This window comes from Halobellus sp. MBLA0158 (genome assembly GCF_041477585.1).
Classification (GTDB): Archaea; Halobacteriota; Halobacteria; order Halobacteriales; family Haloferacaceae; genus Haloquadratum; species Haloquadratum rubicundus.
In genome coordinates this window covers 322,912-337,372 of sequence record NZ_JBGNYA010000001.1, presented here as the reverse complement: position 1 = coordinate 337,372, position 14,461 = coordinate 322,912, and the positions used below count along the sequence as shown (strand labels likewise).

15 protein-coding genes are annotated in these 14,461 nt (G+C 68.2%); 11 read left to right on the top strand and 4 right to left on the bottom strand.

What is annotated here, in order from left to right; all coding sequences use genetic code 11:
- Nucleotides 1-83: 83 nt before the first annotated feature.
- Together OS889_RS01660 and OS889_RS01655 are read right to left on the bottom strand one after the other, a co-directional pair.
- The gene (locus OS889_RS01660) at nt 84-353 is read right to left on the bottom strand and encodes a DUF7553 family protein (protein WP_372386746.1); all 270 of its coding nucleotides are present in this window, start codon (nt 351-353) and stop codon (nt 84-86) included.
- Nucleotides 354-458: 105 nt separating this feature from the next.
- Nucleotides 459-1,190 carry a HoxN/HupN/NixA family nickel/cobalt transporter gene (locus tag OS889_RS01655; protein WP_372386745.1) on the bottom strand — a complete coding sequence of 244 codons (732 nt, stop codon included), beginning with the start codon at nt 1,188-1,190 and terminating at the stop codon, nt 459-461.
- Nucleotides 1,191-1,544: 354 nt separating this feature from the next.
- Between OS889_RS01655 and OS889_RS01650 the strand changes: the two genes are divergently transcribed.
- The 10 genes from OS889_RS01650 (at nt 1,545) to OS889_RS01605 (ending at nt 11,265) form a co-directional block, all read left to right on the top strand.
- Nucleotides 1,545-1,937 carry an urease subunit beta gene (locus tag OS889_RS01650; RefSeq protein ID WP_372386744.1) on the top strand — a complete coding sequence of 131 codons (393 nt, stop codon included), beginning with the start codon at nt 1,545-1,547 and terminating at the stop codon, nt 1,935-1,937.
- Nucleotides 1,934-3,640 carry an urease subunit alpha gene (gene ureC, locus OS889_RS01645; RefSeq protein ID WP_372386743.1) on the top strand — a complete coding sequence of 569 codons (1,707 nt, stop codon included), beginning with the start codon at nt 1,934-1,936 and terminating at the stop codon, nt 3,638-3,640. Before OS889_RS01650 ends, ureC begins: the two co-directional genes overlap by 4 nt.
- Before the next feature lie 12 nt (nt 3,641-3,652).
- On the top strand, nt 3,653-4,081 hold the full coding sequence (locus tag OS889_RS01640; RefSeq protein WP_372386742.1) for an urease subunit gamma: 429 nt from the start codon (nt 3,653-3,655) through the stop codon (nt 4,079-4,081).
- Nucleotides 4,078-4,701 carry an urease accessory protein UreG gene (ureG, locus tag OS889_RS01635; protein WP_372386741.1) on the top strand — a complete coding sequence of 208 codons (624 nt, stop codon included), beginning with the start codon at nt 4,078-4,080 and terminating at the stop codon, nt 4,699-4,701. The genes OS889_RS01640 and ureG overlap by 4 nt, the downstream gene beginning before the upstream one ends.
- Nucleotides 4,702-5,778, top strand: a complete 1,077-nt coding sequence (locus OS889_RS01630; protein WP_372386740.1) for an urease accessory protein UreD — start codon at nt 4,702-4,704, stop codon at nt 5,776-5,778.
- Nucleotides 5,778-6,443 (top strand): urease accessory protein UreE, encoded by a 666-nt coding sequence (locus OS889_RS01625; protein ID WP_372386739.1) that lies wholly within the window; start codon nt 5,778-5,780, stop codon nt 6,441-6,443. The genes OS889_RS01630 and OS889_RS01625 overlap by 1 nt, the downstream gene beginning before the upstream one ends.
- Nucleotides 6,436-7,128, top strand: a complete 693-nt coding sequence (locus OS889_RS01620) for an urease accessory protein UreF (RefSeq protein WP_372386738.1) — start codon at nt 6,436-6,438, stop codon at nt 7,126-7,128. Before OS889_RS01625 ends, OS889_RS01620 begins: the two co-directional genes overlap by 8 nt.
- A 58-nt stretch (nt 7,129-7,186) precedes the next feature.
- Nucleotides 7,187-9,346 (top strand): excinuclease ABC subunit UvrB, encoded by a 2,160-nt coding sequence (gene uvrB, locus OS889_RS01615; protein ID WP_372386737.1) that lies wholly within the window; start codon nt 7,187-7,189, stop codon nt 9,344-9,346.
- Between the two features lie 352 nt (nt 9,347-9,698).
- The gene (locus OS889_RS01610) at nt 9,699-10,811 is read left to right on the top strand and encodes a sulfite exporter TauE/SafE family protein (protein ID WP_372386736.1); all 1,113 of its coding nucleotides are present in this window, start codon (nt 9,699-9,701) and stop codon (nt 10,809-10,811) included.
- Between the two features lies 1 nt (nt 10,812).
- A complete protein-coding gene (locus OS889_RS01605) occupies nt 10,813-11,265 on the top strand; it encodes a universal stress protein (RefSeq protein ID WP_372386735.1) in 453 nt (150 codons plus the stop codon).
- A gap of 130 nt (nt 11,266-11,395) precedes the next feature.
- Here the strand turns inward: OS889_RS01605 and OS889_RS01600 are convergent, their stop codons facing one another.
- Both OS889_RS01600 and OS889_RS01595 read right to left on the bottom strand, forming a co-directional pair.
- Nucleotides 11,396-11,542 carry a hypothetical protein gene (locus OS889_RS01600; protein WP_372386734.1) on the bottom strand — a complete coding sequence of 49 codons (147 nt, stop codon included), beginning with the start codon at nt 11,540-11,542 and terminating at the stop codon, nt 11,396-11,398.
- 106 nt (nt 11,543-11,648) lie between these two features.
- Complete coding sequence (locus OS889_RS01595) at nt 11,649-12,824, bottom strand: SPFH domain-containing protein (protein WP_372386733.1); 1,176 nt, start codon at nt 12,822-12,824, stop codon at nt 11,649-11,651.
- 757 nt (nt 12,825-13,581) lie between these two features.
- Here OS889_RS01595 and OS889_RS01590 point away from each other — a divergent pair.
- Nucleotides 13,582-14,376, top strand: coding sequence for an IclR family transcriptional regulator (locus OS889_RS01590; RefSeq protein WP_372386732.1), 795 nt, complete (start codon nt 13,582-13,584; stop codon nt 14,374-14,376).
- Nucleotides 14,377-14,461 lie beyond the last annotated feature (85 nt).

The window sequence follows — 14,461 nt, the reverse complement described above, 5'->3', positions numbered from 1 at the left end:
CGCGGTCGTCACTCGTCGTCTCAGGCGCCATCTCCACCAGAAATAGAGGGGTATCGGCAGTCGTCGCTCCGCGCCGATCCGACTCAGACGCCCTCGACGCCCTCGCGGAACGTCGAGAGCTTCTCGCGCGCCTCGACGACGGCCTCGCGGACCTCGCCCTCGGTGTCGTCGGCCAGTTCGCCGAGCGCGTTCATGTGGCGGGCCAGCCGCCCGTGGTCGGGACCGCGGTCGCGCGTCGCCAGCGTCGCGATCGCGTCCGACTGGTCGTAGATGCGCTGCTGTGCGTCGCCGCTCGCGGCCTCGGCGGCCTCGCGGAGTCGATCGCTCGCCTCCTGGAGCAGTTCTCGGGCCATACGCGGGGATTCTGCACCGACTCACAAGAGTGTTTCACACGCCGCCTCGATCCCGTGTGGCGTCGACGAGAATCGACGGAGGGCGTCGGCACGGCCCCTCCGGGCTTAGAACAGCCCGAGCCCCACCCACGCCGCGACGGCGGTGATCAGCACGCCGGCGAGCGTCCGCGCGATCCCTGCGGTCCGGGCGTCGACGCTCACGAGTCCGAAGAGCGTCCCGACGCCGGCGCCGACGAGGCTCATCGTGCCGACGATCGCGACGGCGTAGGCGCCGACCGAGAGCGCGACGACGTCGGCGCCGTGCGCGGGAAACAGGGTCGACGCGAAGAGTATCATCGACATCGGCGGCGAGAGCGTAAAGAGCGCGCCGACCAGGCCCGTCCGGAGGTACGTTCGGACGCCGTGGTCGTGGTCGGTCCGGGCGTGGGCGTGGGTGTGTCCCCAGCGCCCGTGGACGTGGAAGTGGCTGTGGGCGCCGTCGTGGTCGTGTGCCCCCTCGCCGTGGTCGTGGTCGCGGCCGCGACGCAGCGAGCGGAGCCCGCTCCAGGCCGTCCCGATCCCGAGCGCGCCGAGCAGGGCCACCACGCCGACCGTGCCGACGGCGTCGAGGACGGCGGGGAAGGAGGTCCGTCCCAGGAGGAGATAGCCGACGCCGAGCCAGCAGACGACGAGCGCGACGTGCCCGAGGCTGAAGCACGCGCCCGCCAGCGCCGAGAGCCGGGAGTCGCCGTAGCGGCTCGTGAGCGAGGAGATGCCGGCCACGTGATCCGGCTCGACCGCGTGGGTCGCCCCGAGGACGGCGGCGGTCGCCATCGCTCCGTAGACCGCCCCGCTCATCCGTCCGTCACTTCCCGCGTGGTCGATTCCGCCGCAGGTCCGCCGTTCGAAAACATCACTCCCACGTCGGCGAATCACTACAAAATATGTTTTCGGGGCCGCAATATTCACCGAAACGCGGCTGACAATCCGGGAAATAACACGATTGTCATAATTATCTCGTGGATAGGGAATTAAGGATGAGACATACCATATTCTGTACCAAATAAGCTTATTTTATTTTCTGATGGGCTATCTAACTGCGAATTTTTCATCTAAGCGCGTGTATTTATTAAATAGCGGTCAACGCCCACTGGATGCGATACACACGAACGGAACCGCGCCGTCGGCCCCGCTCCCGGCGGGTGATGCGCCGTGGCTGAGGACGGCGTCACGCCGGGCGAGGTCCGGCCGGGCGACGGCACCGTCGAGATCAACGAGGGACGCGAGACGACGACCGTCGACGTCGCGAACACGGGCGACCGGCCCGTCCAGGTCGGCTCGCACTTCCACTTCTTCGAGGCCAACGCGGCCCTGGAGTTCGATCGCCGGGCGGCGTTCGGCAAGCGCCTGAACGTCCCCGCGGGCACGGCGAAGCGCTTCGAGCCGGGCGACAGGACGACCGTCGAGTTGGTCGAGATCGGCGGCAAGCGCCGCGCGGTCGGGATGAACGACCTCGTCGACGGCACCGTGACCGAGGGCGAAGACGAGGCCGTCGCCCGCGCTCGCGAGACCGGCTTCGGCGACACGGGAGGCGACGAGTCGTGACGCGCGAGATCGACCGCGGCGACTACGCCGATCTCTACGGCCCGACCACGGGCGGGCAGGTCCGCCTCGGCGACACCGAACTGTTCCTGGAGATCGAACGCGACCTCCGGACGCCCGGCGACGAGGCCGTCTTCGGCGGCGGAAAGACGCTCCGCGACGGCCAGGGCCAGGCGCCGGGCGTCACGAACGAGGAGGGCGCCCTCGACTGGGTGCTGACGAACGCGATCGTCCTCGATCCGGTCCAGGGCGTCGTCGTCGCCGACGTCGGGATCCGCGACGGCGAGATCGCCGGGATCGGGAAAGCAGGAAACCCAGAAACGATGGACGGCGTCGATATGGTGGTCGGCCCCGGCACCGACGCCTACCCCGCGGAGGGGAAGATCGTCACCCCTGGCGGCCTCGACATCCACGTCCACTTCAACTCCGGACAGCTGGTCGAACACGCGCTCGCCTCGGGGATCACGACGATGCTCGGCGGCGGCTACGGCGGCGGCGCGACCACCTGCACGCCCGGGCCGCGAAACGTGGAACAATTCCTGCGCGCCGCCGAGGAGTGGCCGGTGAACGTCGGCTTCTACGCGAAGGGCAACGCCTCCCGACCGGGGCCGCTCCGCGAGCAGCTCGAAGCCGGCGCCTGCGGGCTCAAGCTCCACGAGGACTGGGGCTCGACCCCGAAGGCGATCGATACCGCGCTCTCGGTCGCCGACGAGGAGGACGTCCAGGTGTGTATGCACACAGACACTCTCAACGAGGCGGGCTTCCTGGAGAACACCCAGGGCGCGATCGACGGGCGGACGATCCACCTCTTCCACATCGAGGGCGCCGGCGGCGGCCACGCGCCCGACATTATGGCCGCGATCGGCGACTCGAACGTCCTCCCATCCTCGACGAACCCCTCGATCCCGTACACGGTCAACACCTTCGACGAGCACCTGGACATGGTGATGGTGTGTCACCACCTGAGCCCCGACGTCCCCGAGGACGTCGCGTTCGCGGAGTCGCGGATCCGCGCGGAGACCATCGCCGCCGAGGACGTCCTCCACGACGAGGGCGCCATCTCGATGATGACCACCGACTCCCAGGCGATGGGGCGGATGGCGGAGCTGATCTGTCGGACCTGGCAGATGGCCTCGAAGATGAAGTCCCAGCGCGGCCCGCTCCCCGAGGACGAGGGCAGCGACGCGGACAACCACCGCATCAAGCGCTACCTCGCGAAGTACACGATCAACCCCGCGATATCGGCGGGGATCGACGACTACGTCGGGAGTCTCGAACCCGGGAAGCTCGCGGATCTCGTCGTCTGGGACCCCGCCTCCTTCGGCATCAAGCCCGAGATCACGTTCAAGGGCGGCTTCCCCGCCTACTCCGAGATGGGCGAGGCGAACGGCTCGCTGATGACCTGCGAGCCGATCAAGCAGCGCCCCCGCGCCGGCGCGATGGGCTCGGCGGTCCAGGAGAACACGCTGGCGTTCGTCAGCCCGGCCGCGGCCGAGGCGGGCGTCGGCGAGGCGTACGACCTCGCCACCGACGTCGTCCCCGTCTCCGGAACCCGGACGGTCGAGAAGTCGTCGATGCACTACAACGACTACTGCCCCGACGAGATCGAGATCGACCCCGAGACCTTCGAGGTCCGGGTCGACGGCGAGGTCGTCACCTGCGAGCCGGCCGAGGAACTGCCACTCACCCAGCGGTATATGCTCTGAGCGTCGAACAGAATGAATCTCACACCCAAGGACGAAGAGCGGCTGACGGTCTTTATGGTCGCAGAGCTCGCGCGCCGCCGCAAGGAGCGCGGCGTCGTGCTGAATCACCCCGAGACGATCGCGTACATCTCCGATTGGATGTTCGAGCGCGCCCGCGAGGGCTGGACCGTCGCGGAGATCCGCGCGGAGGCGACCCAACTGCTGGGCCAGGAGGACGTGATGGACGGCGTGCCGTCGATGATCGACCGGATCCAGGTCGAGCCGGTCTTCCCCGACGGGACCAAGCTGGTGACGGTCCACGACCCCATCCGGAGCGACACCGTCCGCAATCCGAGCACCGACGGCGGTCGACCCGCGGGCGGCGGCGACGTCGACGCCGACTCCCCCACTGACTCCTCCACCGACGCTACCGACGCCGACCCGGGAGGTGACGCCGCGTGAGCCTCACCCACCGCGACGTCGCCACCGTCGGCATCGGCGGCCCCGTCGGCTCGGGGAAGACGTCGCTCGTGAGCGAACTGGTGCCGAAACTCCGCGAGCGCGGCCTCGACGTCGGCGTCATCGCCAACGACATCCTCACCCAGGAGGACGCCGACGCGCTCCGCGAGCGCTTTGCGGGCATCGTCCCCGAGGACCTCGTCGCGGGCGTCGAGACCGGCGCCTGCCCGCACACGGGCATCCGCGAGGATCCCTCGATGAACCTCGCGCAGGTCGACGACTTCCTCGCCGACCACCTGGACCTCGACCTCGTCCTCGTCGAGAGCGGCGGCGACAACCTCGCGGCGACGTTCAACCCCGAACTCGCGGACTACTCCCTATACGTCATCAGCGTCGCCGAGGGCGAGGACATCCCGCGCAAGCGCGGCCCCGGCGTCGTCGAGTGCGACCTGCTCGTGATCAACAAGACGGACCTCGCGCCCCACGTCGGCGCCGACCTCGACGCGATGAAGGCGGACGCGGAGGCGGTCCGCGACGGGCCGTTCGTCACGACGAACTGCAAGACGGGCGAGGGGGTCGAGGCCGTCCTCGACCACGTCCGCGAGGGAGTGCTGTTCGCGTAGATGGCCGCCGAGACGACAGCCGAGGCCGACGACCGCGAGGCGGCGGGGCGCGAAGACGCGACGGGCGACGCTCCGGCCGGCGCCGACTCCGACCGCGACGACGCGGCGCTCCACCCGGCGTTTGAGGCCTACGCGGACGAGACGGTCCCCTCGGTCGGCGTCGGCGCGCCGGGCAAAACGGGGAAACTGGACCTCTCCTTCGCCGTCACCGACGGGACGACGCGGCTCGTCCGCGACTACGCGCGGGTCCCGTTCCACGTCTCGGGCACCCTCGGACACGATCCCCATCCGCGCGGCGAGGCGGTCTACGTCCAGTCGCCCTCCGGCGGCATCGCCCAGGGCGACCGCCACGACGTGTCGATCCGCGCGGGCGAGGGCGCCGTCGCGCACGTCTCCACCGGGAGCTCGACGAAGGTGCTCTCGATGGACGCGAACTACGGCGGCGTCGCGGTCGACCTCCAGGTCGACAAAGGCGGCCACCTGGAGTACGTCCCCGAGCCGCTGATCCTCCACGCCGACGCGCGCTACTGCCAGCGGCTCTCGGTCGACCTCGCGCCCGGCGCCAGCGCCGTCGTCGGCGAGGTCGTCGTCCCCGGCCGCCTCGCCCGCGGCGAGCGCTTCGCCTTCGATCGGTTCGCCTCGCGGCTCCGGGCCCGCCGCGAGGGTCGCCTCCTCGTCGCCGACGACGCGCACCTCTGTCCCGCCGAGGGCGACCCCACCGAACCGGGCGTCCTCGGGGAGTACGCGGTGTACGGCACGCTCTTCGTCCTCGCGCCGGATCTCGCTGCCGACGACGCGATGCCGTCGCTGGCGTCGTTCGCCGACGCGCTCCACGCCGCGGCCGTCGACGCGGATGGGACGGATTCGACCTCCGGTACCGTCGCCGATTCCGACGCGGACGCGGAGACCGATACCGACGTCGCGGCCGGCGCGACCGCGCTCCCGAACGACGCCGGCGTCGCGATCCGCGCGCTCGGCCACCGCACGGACGCCGTCGTCGCGTCGCTGCGGGCGGCCTGGAGCGAAGCCCGGACCGAACTCGTCGGCGCGGACGTCCCGCCGCGGAGGAAGAACTGATGCGGCTCGCCGACACCTACCTCGGCCACCGCGACGAGGTGCGGCCCGACCCCGACGCCGCGCTCTCGGTGACGCTCTCGGACGAGGAGCGCCGCCGGTCGCGCGTCCGGACCGAGACCGATTCGGGGGAAGACATCGGCATCGTCGTCGGCGAGACGCTCGCGGACGGCGACGTGCTCGCGACCGACGAGGGCCGGCCGGTGCTCGTCTCCCTGGCGTCGACGACCGCGCTCGTCGTCGATCTCGCCGACGCCGTCGACGCCGACCTGACCGACGCGCTGGCGCTCGGCCACGCGGCCGGCAACCGCCACTGGGACCTCGCGGTCGACGGCCCGCGCGCGTACTTCCCCGTCACCGAGGACCACGAGCGGATGGAGGGCGAGATCCGACCGCTCCTCCCCGCGGGGGCCTCAATCGGCTACGAGGACGTCTCGCCCGCGCTGTTCGACGGCGACGCGCCCGGCACGATCGCGACGCCGGACCACTCGCATTCGGGGGCCGAGGCCGGACACGGGCACAGTCACGGTGGGAGCCGCGGCCACGACCACGAACACGGTCACGGCGATCGGGCTCACGGGCACGATCACAGCCACGGCGACCACGATCACGCGCACGCTCGCGACTCGCCGACCGACGCCGAAATCGAGGAGGCCGCCGATGAGTGAGCCTGCGCTCGCGGCGTTCCGCCTCGCGGACTCGGCGCTCCCGGTCGGCACCGACAGCGTCTCCTACGCGGTCGAGCAGTTCGCGGCCGCCGACCGGATCGACGACGCCGACGACCTCCGAGCGCTCCTCGCATCGTACCTCCGGCGACAGATCGGTCCCGGCGACCTGGTCGCGCTCCGGCACGCCCACGCGGCCGCCGCCGACGGGGACCTCGCGGGCGTCGTCGCGGCCGACCGCCGGCTGACGGCGACGACGACGCCCGCGGAGTTCCGCGAGTCGAGCGAGCGGACCGGCGAGCGGCTCCTCGCCCTCCAGACCGAGGTCGGCGACGACGACCTGCTTGACGCCTACGCGTCGCGCGTCGGCGAGGACGACGCGGACGCGCCCGGGAATTACGCGGTCGCCCTGGGCGCGGTCGCGGCGCGCGAGGGCGTCCCCGTCCGCGAGGCGTGCCTGCTCGCCTGCCACGAGTTCGTCACCGGCCTGCTCCAGGCGGCCCAGCGGCTGATCGGCATCAGCCACACGGACCTCCAGGGCGTCCTCGACGACCTCGCGCCGGCGATAGAGGCCGCCATCGACGACAGCGCCGGCCGCTCGCTCGCGGAGATGGCGCCGTTCGCGCCGCTCGTCGACGTGCTGTCGGCCGAACACGAGCGCGCCGACCGGCGGCTCTTCCTGAGTTAGCTCGTCGGAACCGCCCGGACCGACCCCCTCAAGTGCGTGTGTCTCCTATCGAATCCCGATGAGCGACACCTCCGGATCGAGTCCGCTCGCGCCCGACAGGCCGGCAGCCGAGCGGGCGTTCCGCGTCGACGCGCCGTTCGATCCCGCGGGCGACCAGCCCGACGCCATCGAGCAGCTGGTCGAGGGCTTCGAGTCCGGGATGACAAAGCAGACCCTGCTCGGCGTCACGGGATCGGGGAAGACCAACACCGTCTCGTGGGCCGTCGAGGAGCTCCAACAGCCCACGCTGGTGATCGCCCACAACAAGACCCTCGCCGCGCAGCTGTACGAGGAGTTCCGAAATCTGTTCCCCGACAACGCGGTCGAGTACTTCGTCTCCTACTACGACTACTACCAGCCGGAGGCCTACGTCGAGCAGACCGACACCTACATCGACAAGGATATGTCGATCAACGAGGAGATCGACCGGCTCCGCCACTCGGCGACGCGGTCGCTCCTCACCCGCGACGACGTCATCGTCGTCGCCTCGGTCTCGGCGATCTACGGCCTCGGCGACCCGGCGAACTACACGGAGATGGCGCTCCGGATCGAGCGCGGCGACCGGCTCGACCGCGACGACCTCCTCTCCAAACTGGTGGACCTGAACTACGAGCGCAACGACGTCGACTTCCAGCAGGGCACCTTCCGCGTCCGGGGCGACACCGTCGAGGTGTACCCGATGTACGGCCGCTACGCCGTCCGCATCGAGTTCTGGGGCGACGAGATCGACCGCCTCACGAAGCTCGATCCCCTGAACGGCGAGGTCGTCTCCGAGGAGCCCGCCGTCCTGGTCCACCCGGCCGAGCACTACTCGATCCCCGACGAGCGACTGGAGGACGCGATCGACGAGATCGAGGAGCTGATGCACGAGCGCGTGAGCTACTTCGAGCGCCAGGGCGACCTCGTCGCCGCCCAGCGCATCGAGGAGCGCACGACCTTCGACATCGAGATGCTCCGGGAGACGGGCCACTGCTCGGGCATCGAGAACTACTCGGTCCACCTCTCCGACCGGGAGTCCGGCGAGCCGCCCTACACCCTCCTCGATTACTTCCCCGACGACTTCCTCACCGTCGTCGACGAGTCCCACCAGACGCTCCCCCAGATCCGCGGGCAGTTCGCGGGCGACAAGTCCCGGAAGGACTCCCTGGTCGAGAACGGCTTCCGGCTCCCCACCGCCTACGACAACCGCCCGCTCACCTTCGAGGAGTTCGAGGAGAAGACCGACCGGACGCTGTACGTCTCGGCGACGCCCGGCGACTACGAGCGCGAGCACTCCGAGCAGATCGTCGAGCAGATCGTCCGGCCGACCCACTTGGTCGACCCCGAGATCGAGGTCGAAGACGCCACCGGTCAGGTCGACGACCTGATGGACCGCATCGACGAACGGATCGAGCGCGACGAGCGCGTGCTCGTCACGACGCTCACGAAGCGGATGGCCGAGGACCTCACGGAGTTCCTCGAAGAGTCGGGCGTCGACGTCGCGTACATGCACGACGAGACCGACACGCTGGAGCGCCACGAGCTGGTGCGGGACCTGCGGCTCGGAAACATCGACGTGCTCGTCGGCATCAATCTCCTGCGGGAGGGGCTGGACATCCCCGAGGTCTCGCTTGTCGCCATCCTCGACGCCGACCAGGAGGGCTTCCTCCGCTCGGAGACGACGCTCGTCCAGACGATGGGCCGGGCGGCGCGGAACGTCGAGGGCCAGGTCGTCCTCTATGCCGACGACACGACCGACGCGATGGAGTCGGCGATCGAGGAGACGCGTCGCCGCCGGCGGATCCAGCGGGAGTACAACGAGGAACACGGATTCGAGCCGCAGACGATCGAAAAGGAAATCGGCGAGGCGAACCTCCCCGGCAGCGGCGGCAGCGGGTCGGCCTCGCCGGACGAGGATCCCGGAGACGAAGAGGAAGCCCGCGAGCGGATCGCCTACCTCGAAGAGCGGATGCAGGAGGCGGCCGACAACCTCGAATTCGAGTTGGCCGCGGACATCCGCGACCGCATCCGCGACCTCCGCCAGGAGTTCGGAATCGTCGACGACGAACCGGACGAGGGCGTCGACCCCGGCGACGACCCGCTGGACCCAGTCCCCGCGGAGGACCCCGTCGACGGCGTGCCCGCGGGCGACGAGCCAGTCGATGTCACGCCGGGGCGTGAAGACGCCGATGAGGACTGAGCGCGCCCGCGACTACGTGGCCTCCCGGGCCGATTCCCCCGACGCCGCCGCGGTACGCACTCGCACGGACGTCCCCGAACCTCAAGATTTATTCCTCGGTCGTTGCTACCGGGCGGCTACGATGAGTCAGGATTCGGCGCGCCGCGGTGTCGGCCAGCACTTCCGTCGCGATACCCGCGGGGGGATCACGTAGATGTCCCGCCGCACCTGTCGGTCGTCGCCCGCACCGGACGCGCCCCTCGCCGTCGCCACAGTTCGTGAGTATGCCGCCGTCTCGATCGCCCGGTCGCCCCGCGCTCGTTCTTCCGGCCGGACGATCGAGCGCCCGACCGCCAACTAAGTTCAAATACCAATGAGTTCTGTCTCATACGACCGCGTCCAGCGATCGTTCCTCCGGTACCAGCACGTGTTCGTGTTCCTCGCGCCGCTCGTCTTCGTCGTCGGCGTGTTCTTCGCCGCGCCGACGCCGGCGGACGCCGGGACCGACTACTGGCTCCAGTTCTGGTGGCTGTTCCCGGTGTTCCTGACCGGCGCGACGATCGTCAACACCGTCGGGATCAGCGGCTCGGCGCTGTTCGTGCCGTTCCTGATCTTCCTGTACCCGCTGGTCGCCGCGCCGCTGGAGCCCGAGACGATCGTCAAGGTCGGGCTGATCAGCGAGGCGTTCGGCCTGTCGAGTTCGTCGATCGCGTTCATCCAGTACGGCCTCGTCGACCGCCGGCTGGCGCTCACCATCGTCGGCGGCGCGGTCCCCTTCGTCGTCGGCGGGGCGCTGCTGTCGTTCATCGTCCCCGAGCCGGTATTCCACGCGCTGCTGGGGATCGCGTTGCTCACGGCGTCGTACCTCCTGTTCAAGACCGACCTGGACCACGACGCCGGCGAGTCCGACGACGCCGACGCGGCCGCGGACGTCGACGGCGAGGTCGACCCCGACGCGGCGGTCGACGGCGGCCAGGCCGACCTGCCGAACGACGCGGACAAGCTCGGCCCCGCCGGCGTCGACACCGACGAGGAGGGCAACGTCACCCGCGTCGACCGCGAGGGCGACGACTACCGCTACACCCGCGGCGGCTACCTCCGGCGGTTCGCCAACTACAGCATCGGCGGGACGTTCCAGGGGCTGGCCGGGTTCGGCGCCGGCGAACTCGGCATCATCTCGATGCTCGGCACCAAGGTGCCGGTCCGCGTCGCCATCGGCACGAACCACATCGTGGTCGCGCTGACGGCGATCCTCGCGTCGCTCGTCCACGTCTTCGGCGGCGGGCTCGTCGGTGGCCACTCGCTCAGCCTGGCGTCGACGCCGTGGAATATGGTCGTCTTCACGGTCCCGGCGACGGTCACCGGCGGCCAGATCGCCCCCTACGTCTCGAACGCGCTCGAGACGTCGACGATCAAGGGCTTCGTCGGCGTGCTCTTTGCGATCATCTCGGTCGCGCTCTTCCTGATGGCCGCGGGGGTCGCCTGAGATGGCCGGCCCCTACGAGACGATCCTGCTTCCGACCGACGGAAGCGAGGCGTCGCTCGCGGCGGCGACGCACGCCGGAACGCTCGCGGAGACGTCCGAGGCGACCGTCCACGTCGTCTCGATCGCCGACAGCCGGAACCGCTTCGAGAGCCCGAGCAGCGGGCTCGCCCCCGAGGTCTGGGAGGACGCAGAACACGACCGCGCCGAGGCCTCGATCGCGGAGACGGTCGCGCGGCTCCCCGACGCCGTCGCGGTCGAACGGACGGTCGCGACCGGCATCCCGCAGGACGAGATCCTCGACTTAGTCGACGAACTGGGCGCCGACGTCGTCGTGATGGGGACCCACGGGCGCTCCGGTCTCGACCGCTACCTCGTCGGCAGCGTCACGGAGCGCGTCGTGCGCCACTCGCCCGTGCCGGTGCTCACGGTCCGCGGCGACGGCGAACTGGAGTAACGTCGCCTCGCCGACCCCGAACGGGTAGCCGTACCTTCGACTGGAAGCACAGAAAATCCGTCGTCGGATCAGGGTCTCCGACGAGAGAATCCGCTACGCTGTCGGGCCGGTCCCGACGGTGAGAGCGAGCCTACTTCTCGATCGCGCGGACGCGCATCTCGACGTACCGATCGGCCCACTCGAGGAAGTGTCGTTTCACCCGGTTCAGAATCCGGTGCTCCGGCGTCGGTGGCGTCGCCTCGCCGCGTGGGGCGGCCGGTCCGCGTTCGTGGCTCATATCTCAATTATGCGCCGGGCGTGGGATAATGTTAACGATTATTCGGGCGGTCTCTCGGACGCACGGCGGACGGTCGCGGCGGCCATGCGTCTCATCGTGAGTACTCTCACTGCGTCTCGTACGCGCCGTCGACGTTCAGGTCGACGTCGGTGTCGGACGCCTCCGCACCCCGTTCGGGGAGGTCGTCGACGCCCTCGGCGGCCTCGATCTCGTCGACGGAGTCGACGATCGCCTCCACCTCGTCGAGGCCGAGCAGTTCGCGGGTCTCCGCGTCGAAGTCGAGACTCTCTAGGCCGGCCGACTCCTGGAGGTCGGAGTCGGTCAGCCGGCGGCCGTAGCGACCCAGGAGGCTGGTGAGCTCCTGCGGCAGGACGTAGGTCGTCGACGGCGACGTCCCGATCGACGTCAGCGTCTCCAACCCCCGGTCGACGATCGCCCGCTCGCCCATCGACTCGGCGGCCCGCGCCCGCAACACGGTCGCGACCGCGTCCCCCTGCGCGCGGAGGACCGAGGCCTGCTTTTCGCCCTGGGCGCTGATGACGTTCGCCTGCTGTTCGCCCTGGGCGGTCTCGATCGCCGAGCGCCGCTCGCCCTGGGCTTCGAGGATCATCGCCCGGCGGCGGCGCTCGGCGGAGGTTTGTTCTTCCATCGCGTCCTCGACGTCCCGGCTGGGCTTGACCGCCCGGACCTCGACGCTCTCGACGCGGATGCCCCACTCGTCTGTGGGCTCGTCGAGCTCCTCGTTGATGCGGCGGTTGATCTTCTCTCTTTCAGATAGGGTCTCGTCGAGTTCCATATCGCCGAGCACCGCCCGGAGCGTGGTCTGTGCGAGGTTCGAGACCGCGCGCTGGTAGTCGTCGACCTCCAGGAAGGCCCGCTTGGCGTCCATCACGCGGATGTAGACGACGGCGTCGGCGGTCACGGGGGAGTTGTCGCGGGTGATCGCCTCCTGCTTCGGGACGTCGATCGTCTGGGTCCGCATATCGAAGGGATACGTCCGCGAGACGAACGGCGGGATCACGTTCAGGCCCGGTTCGAGCAGCTTTCGGTACTCGCCGAAGACCGTCAGCGCCTCCTTGTCGTAGGCGTCGACGATCTCGACCGCGCTGTACACCGTCGCGGCCGCGAGCGCGAGGACGACCAGACCGAGGACGGTGGCCGGATCGCTCCCGAAGAGGGCGAAGACGACGAGGGCGATGAGGGCGACGCCGGTCGCGGGCGCGATCCAGTCGGGGAGACCACGGGCGGACAGCCGGCCCAGTTCGCGGAAGAGGCTCGCCATATCGGCCATTGGGAACGTGTCACATTAAGGGTGTTCCGCGCGGTCGTCTCGATACTTCGGTTGTCGCGGCCGCGCTTCGCATCGTCTGAATGACAAGAATGCAGTTAATAACATAATAAATACTAAAAACGAAAAAGAACAAAAATACAGTACTAATATAGGTAGCATATATTAAGTAAAATGCCCTAATAAACCCACTTTAAGCGCAATAAGAGAAAGAATCGAATCTAATTAGCGAATATATTATAAGAATAAAATATAACTACGAAAATTTATATTTAGGCATATCGAAGCAGATAATCGGTATATCCGGCTCTTGGTGGTGGAGGCGTGCGCTTGATATATAGGGATAGAAGGCACCAAAATATAACATCCGTACATATGTTACCCTTCGGACGGGCAAATATCGGGTCAATCGACCGTCTGTCGGACGATCTCCGAAACTGTGCCTTCCGGTTTGGGTGGCCCGATTCGGGCGTTATCGATTCATTTTCTCGTGTTTCCCTCTCGCAAACCAATATTCGCAGATTTCTACGGTGCTTCTGTGACGAGACGCGACCGCCGATGAGAGCAATTCAGCAAAGCCAAGTGTATATTAGCGTTTGAGGGCTGTACTCGAACCCGATCCGATGTCTATACTGACTGTATCCAGCCGATCTTGGACCTCCCCTCGAATAAATTAGGTTTCTTCTTCAGAAACGATTTTTCTAATCCGTTTCTCACAAAGAGTTAAGCGATGCGCTCGACAACGGGGGATATGGACCAGTCGGAACCGAATGCGGGTCCGCCGAAGGGGACGCCGACGATCAAGTCGGTGGAGACCTCCCACGAAGTCATCGCCGCGATGGAGGACCTCGGCCTCGCGAGCGTGACCGAGATCGCGGCGCACGCCGGTCTCTCGAAGGGCGGCGCGTACAAGCACCTGAAGACGCTCCAGCAGAACGGCTTCGTCGTACGGGAAGACGGGCAGTATCGGCTCGGGCTGCGCTTTCTCGACATCGGCGGGCGAATCCGATACGACCACCCCGGCTCGCGGATCATCAAACAGAAGATGCGGGAGCTCGCGTTGGAGACCAACGAGACGAGCATCTACACCGTCCTCGAAAACGACCGCACGATCACGCTCTTTCGGGAGGCGGGGAGCCGGGGGGTTCCGACCCGCACCAGAGTCGGCAAACGGCTTTACCCCCACGAAACCGCCGCGGGCAAGTGCCTCCTCTCGCGGCACTCCCGCGAGGAGATCGAGCGGCTGTTCGACGGCGGGCCGCTCCCCAGCGTCACCGACAACACCATCACCGACGTCGACGACCTGCTCGACGAACTCGCGGCGGTCCGAGAGCGCGGCTACGCGTACAACATCGGCGAGAGCGTGGAGGGGCTCGTGGCGATCGCGGCGCCGCTCGTCCCCGACGACGAGGTCATCGGCGCGTGCTCGGTCACCGGTCCCTACCACCGGATGAAGGGCGATCCGCTGGACGAGGAGGTCCGAGCGACGCTCCTGAGCTTCGTCAACGAACTCGAACTCAACATCGCCCACGCGGACACGTCGTGAGCCGTTGGCGCGCGCACGCTGTCCGTTCGACGGATTGGTTTCCGATGCGACTCCAAAATAGTATATAAAAAATTCGCTAATTGAA

Excerpts from the sequence above, each read along its gene's own strand:
- OS889_RS01655 (WP_372386745.1), bottom strand. The coding sequence starts at position 1,190 with ATGAGCGGGGCGGTCTACGGAGCGATGGCGACCGCCGCCGTCCTCGGG.
- OS889_RS01605 (WP_372386735.1), top strand. The coding sequence starts at position 10,813 with ATGGCCGGCCCCTACGAGACGATCCTGCTTCCGACCGACGGAAGCGAG.
- OS889_RS01625 (WP_372386739.1), top strand. The coding sequence starts at position 5,778 with ATGCGGCTCGCCGACACCTACCTCGGCCACCGCGACGAGGTGCGGCCC.
- OS889_RS01600 (WP_372386734.1), bottom strand. The coding sequence starts at position 11,542 with ATGAGCCACGAACGCGGACCGGCCGCCCCACGCGGCGAGGCGACGCCA.
- OS889_RS01660 (WP_372386746.1), bottom strand. The coding sequence starts at position 353 with ATGGCCCGAGAACTGCTCCAGGAGGCGAGCGATCGACTCCGCGAGGCC.
- OS889_RS01590 (WP_372386732.1), top strand. The coding sequence starts at position 13,582 with ATGGACCAGTCGGAACCGAATGCGGGTCCGCCGAAGGGGACGCCGACG.
- OS889_RS01610 (WP_372386736.1), top strand. The coding sequence starts at position 9,699 with ATGAGTTCTGTCTCATACGACCGCGTCCAGCGATCGTTCCTCCGGTAC.
- OS889_RS01640 (WP_372386742.1), top strand. The coding sequence starts at position 3,653 with ATGAATCTCACACCCAAGGACGAAGAGCGGCTGACGGTCTTTATGGTC.
- OS889_RS01620 (WP_372386738.1), top strand. The coding sequence starts at position 6,436 with ATGAGTGAGCCTGCGCTCGCGGCGTTCCGCCTCGCGGACTCGGCGCTC.
- OS889_RS01595 (WP_372386733.1), bottom strand. The coding sequence starts at position 12,824 with ATGGCGAGCCTCTTCCGCGAACTGGGCCGGCTGTCCGCCCGTGGTCTC.
- OS889_RS01630 (WP_372386740.1), top strand. The coding sequence starts at position 4,702 with ATGGCCGCCGAGACGACAGCCGAGGCCGACGACCGCGAGGCGGCGGGG.
- uvrB (WP_372386737.1), top strand. The coding sequence starts at position 7,187 with ATGAGCGACACCTCCGGATCGAGTCCGCTCGCGCCCGACAGGCCGGCA.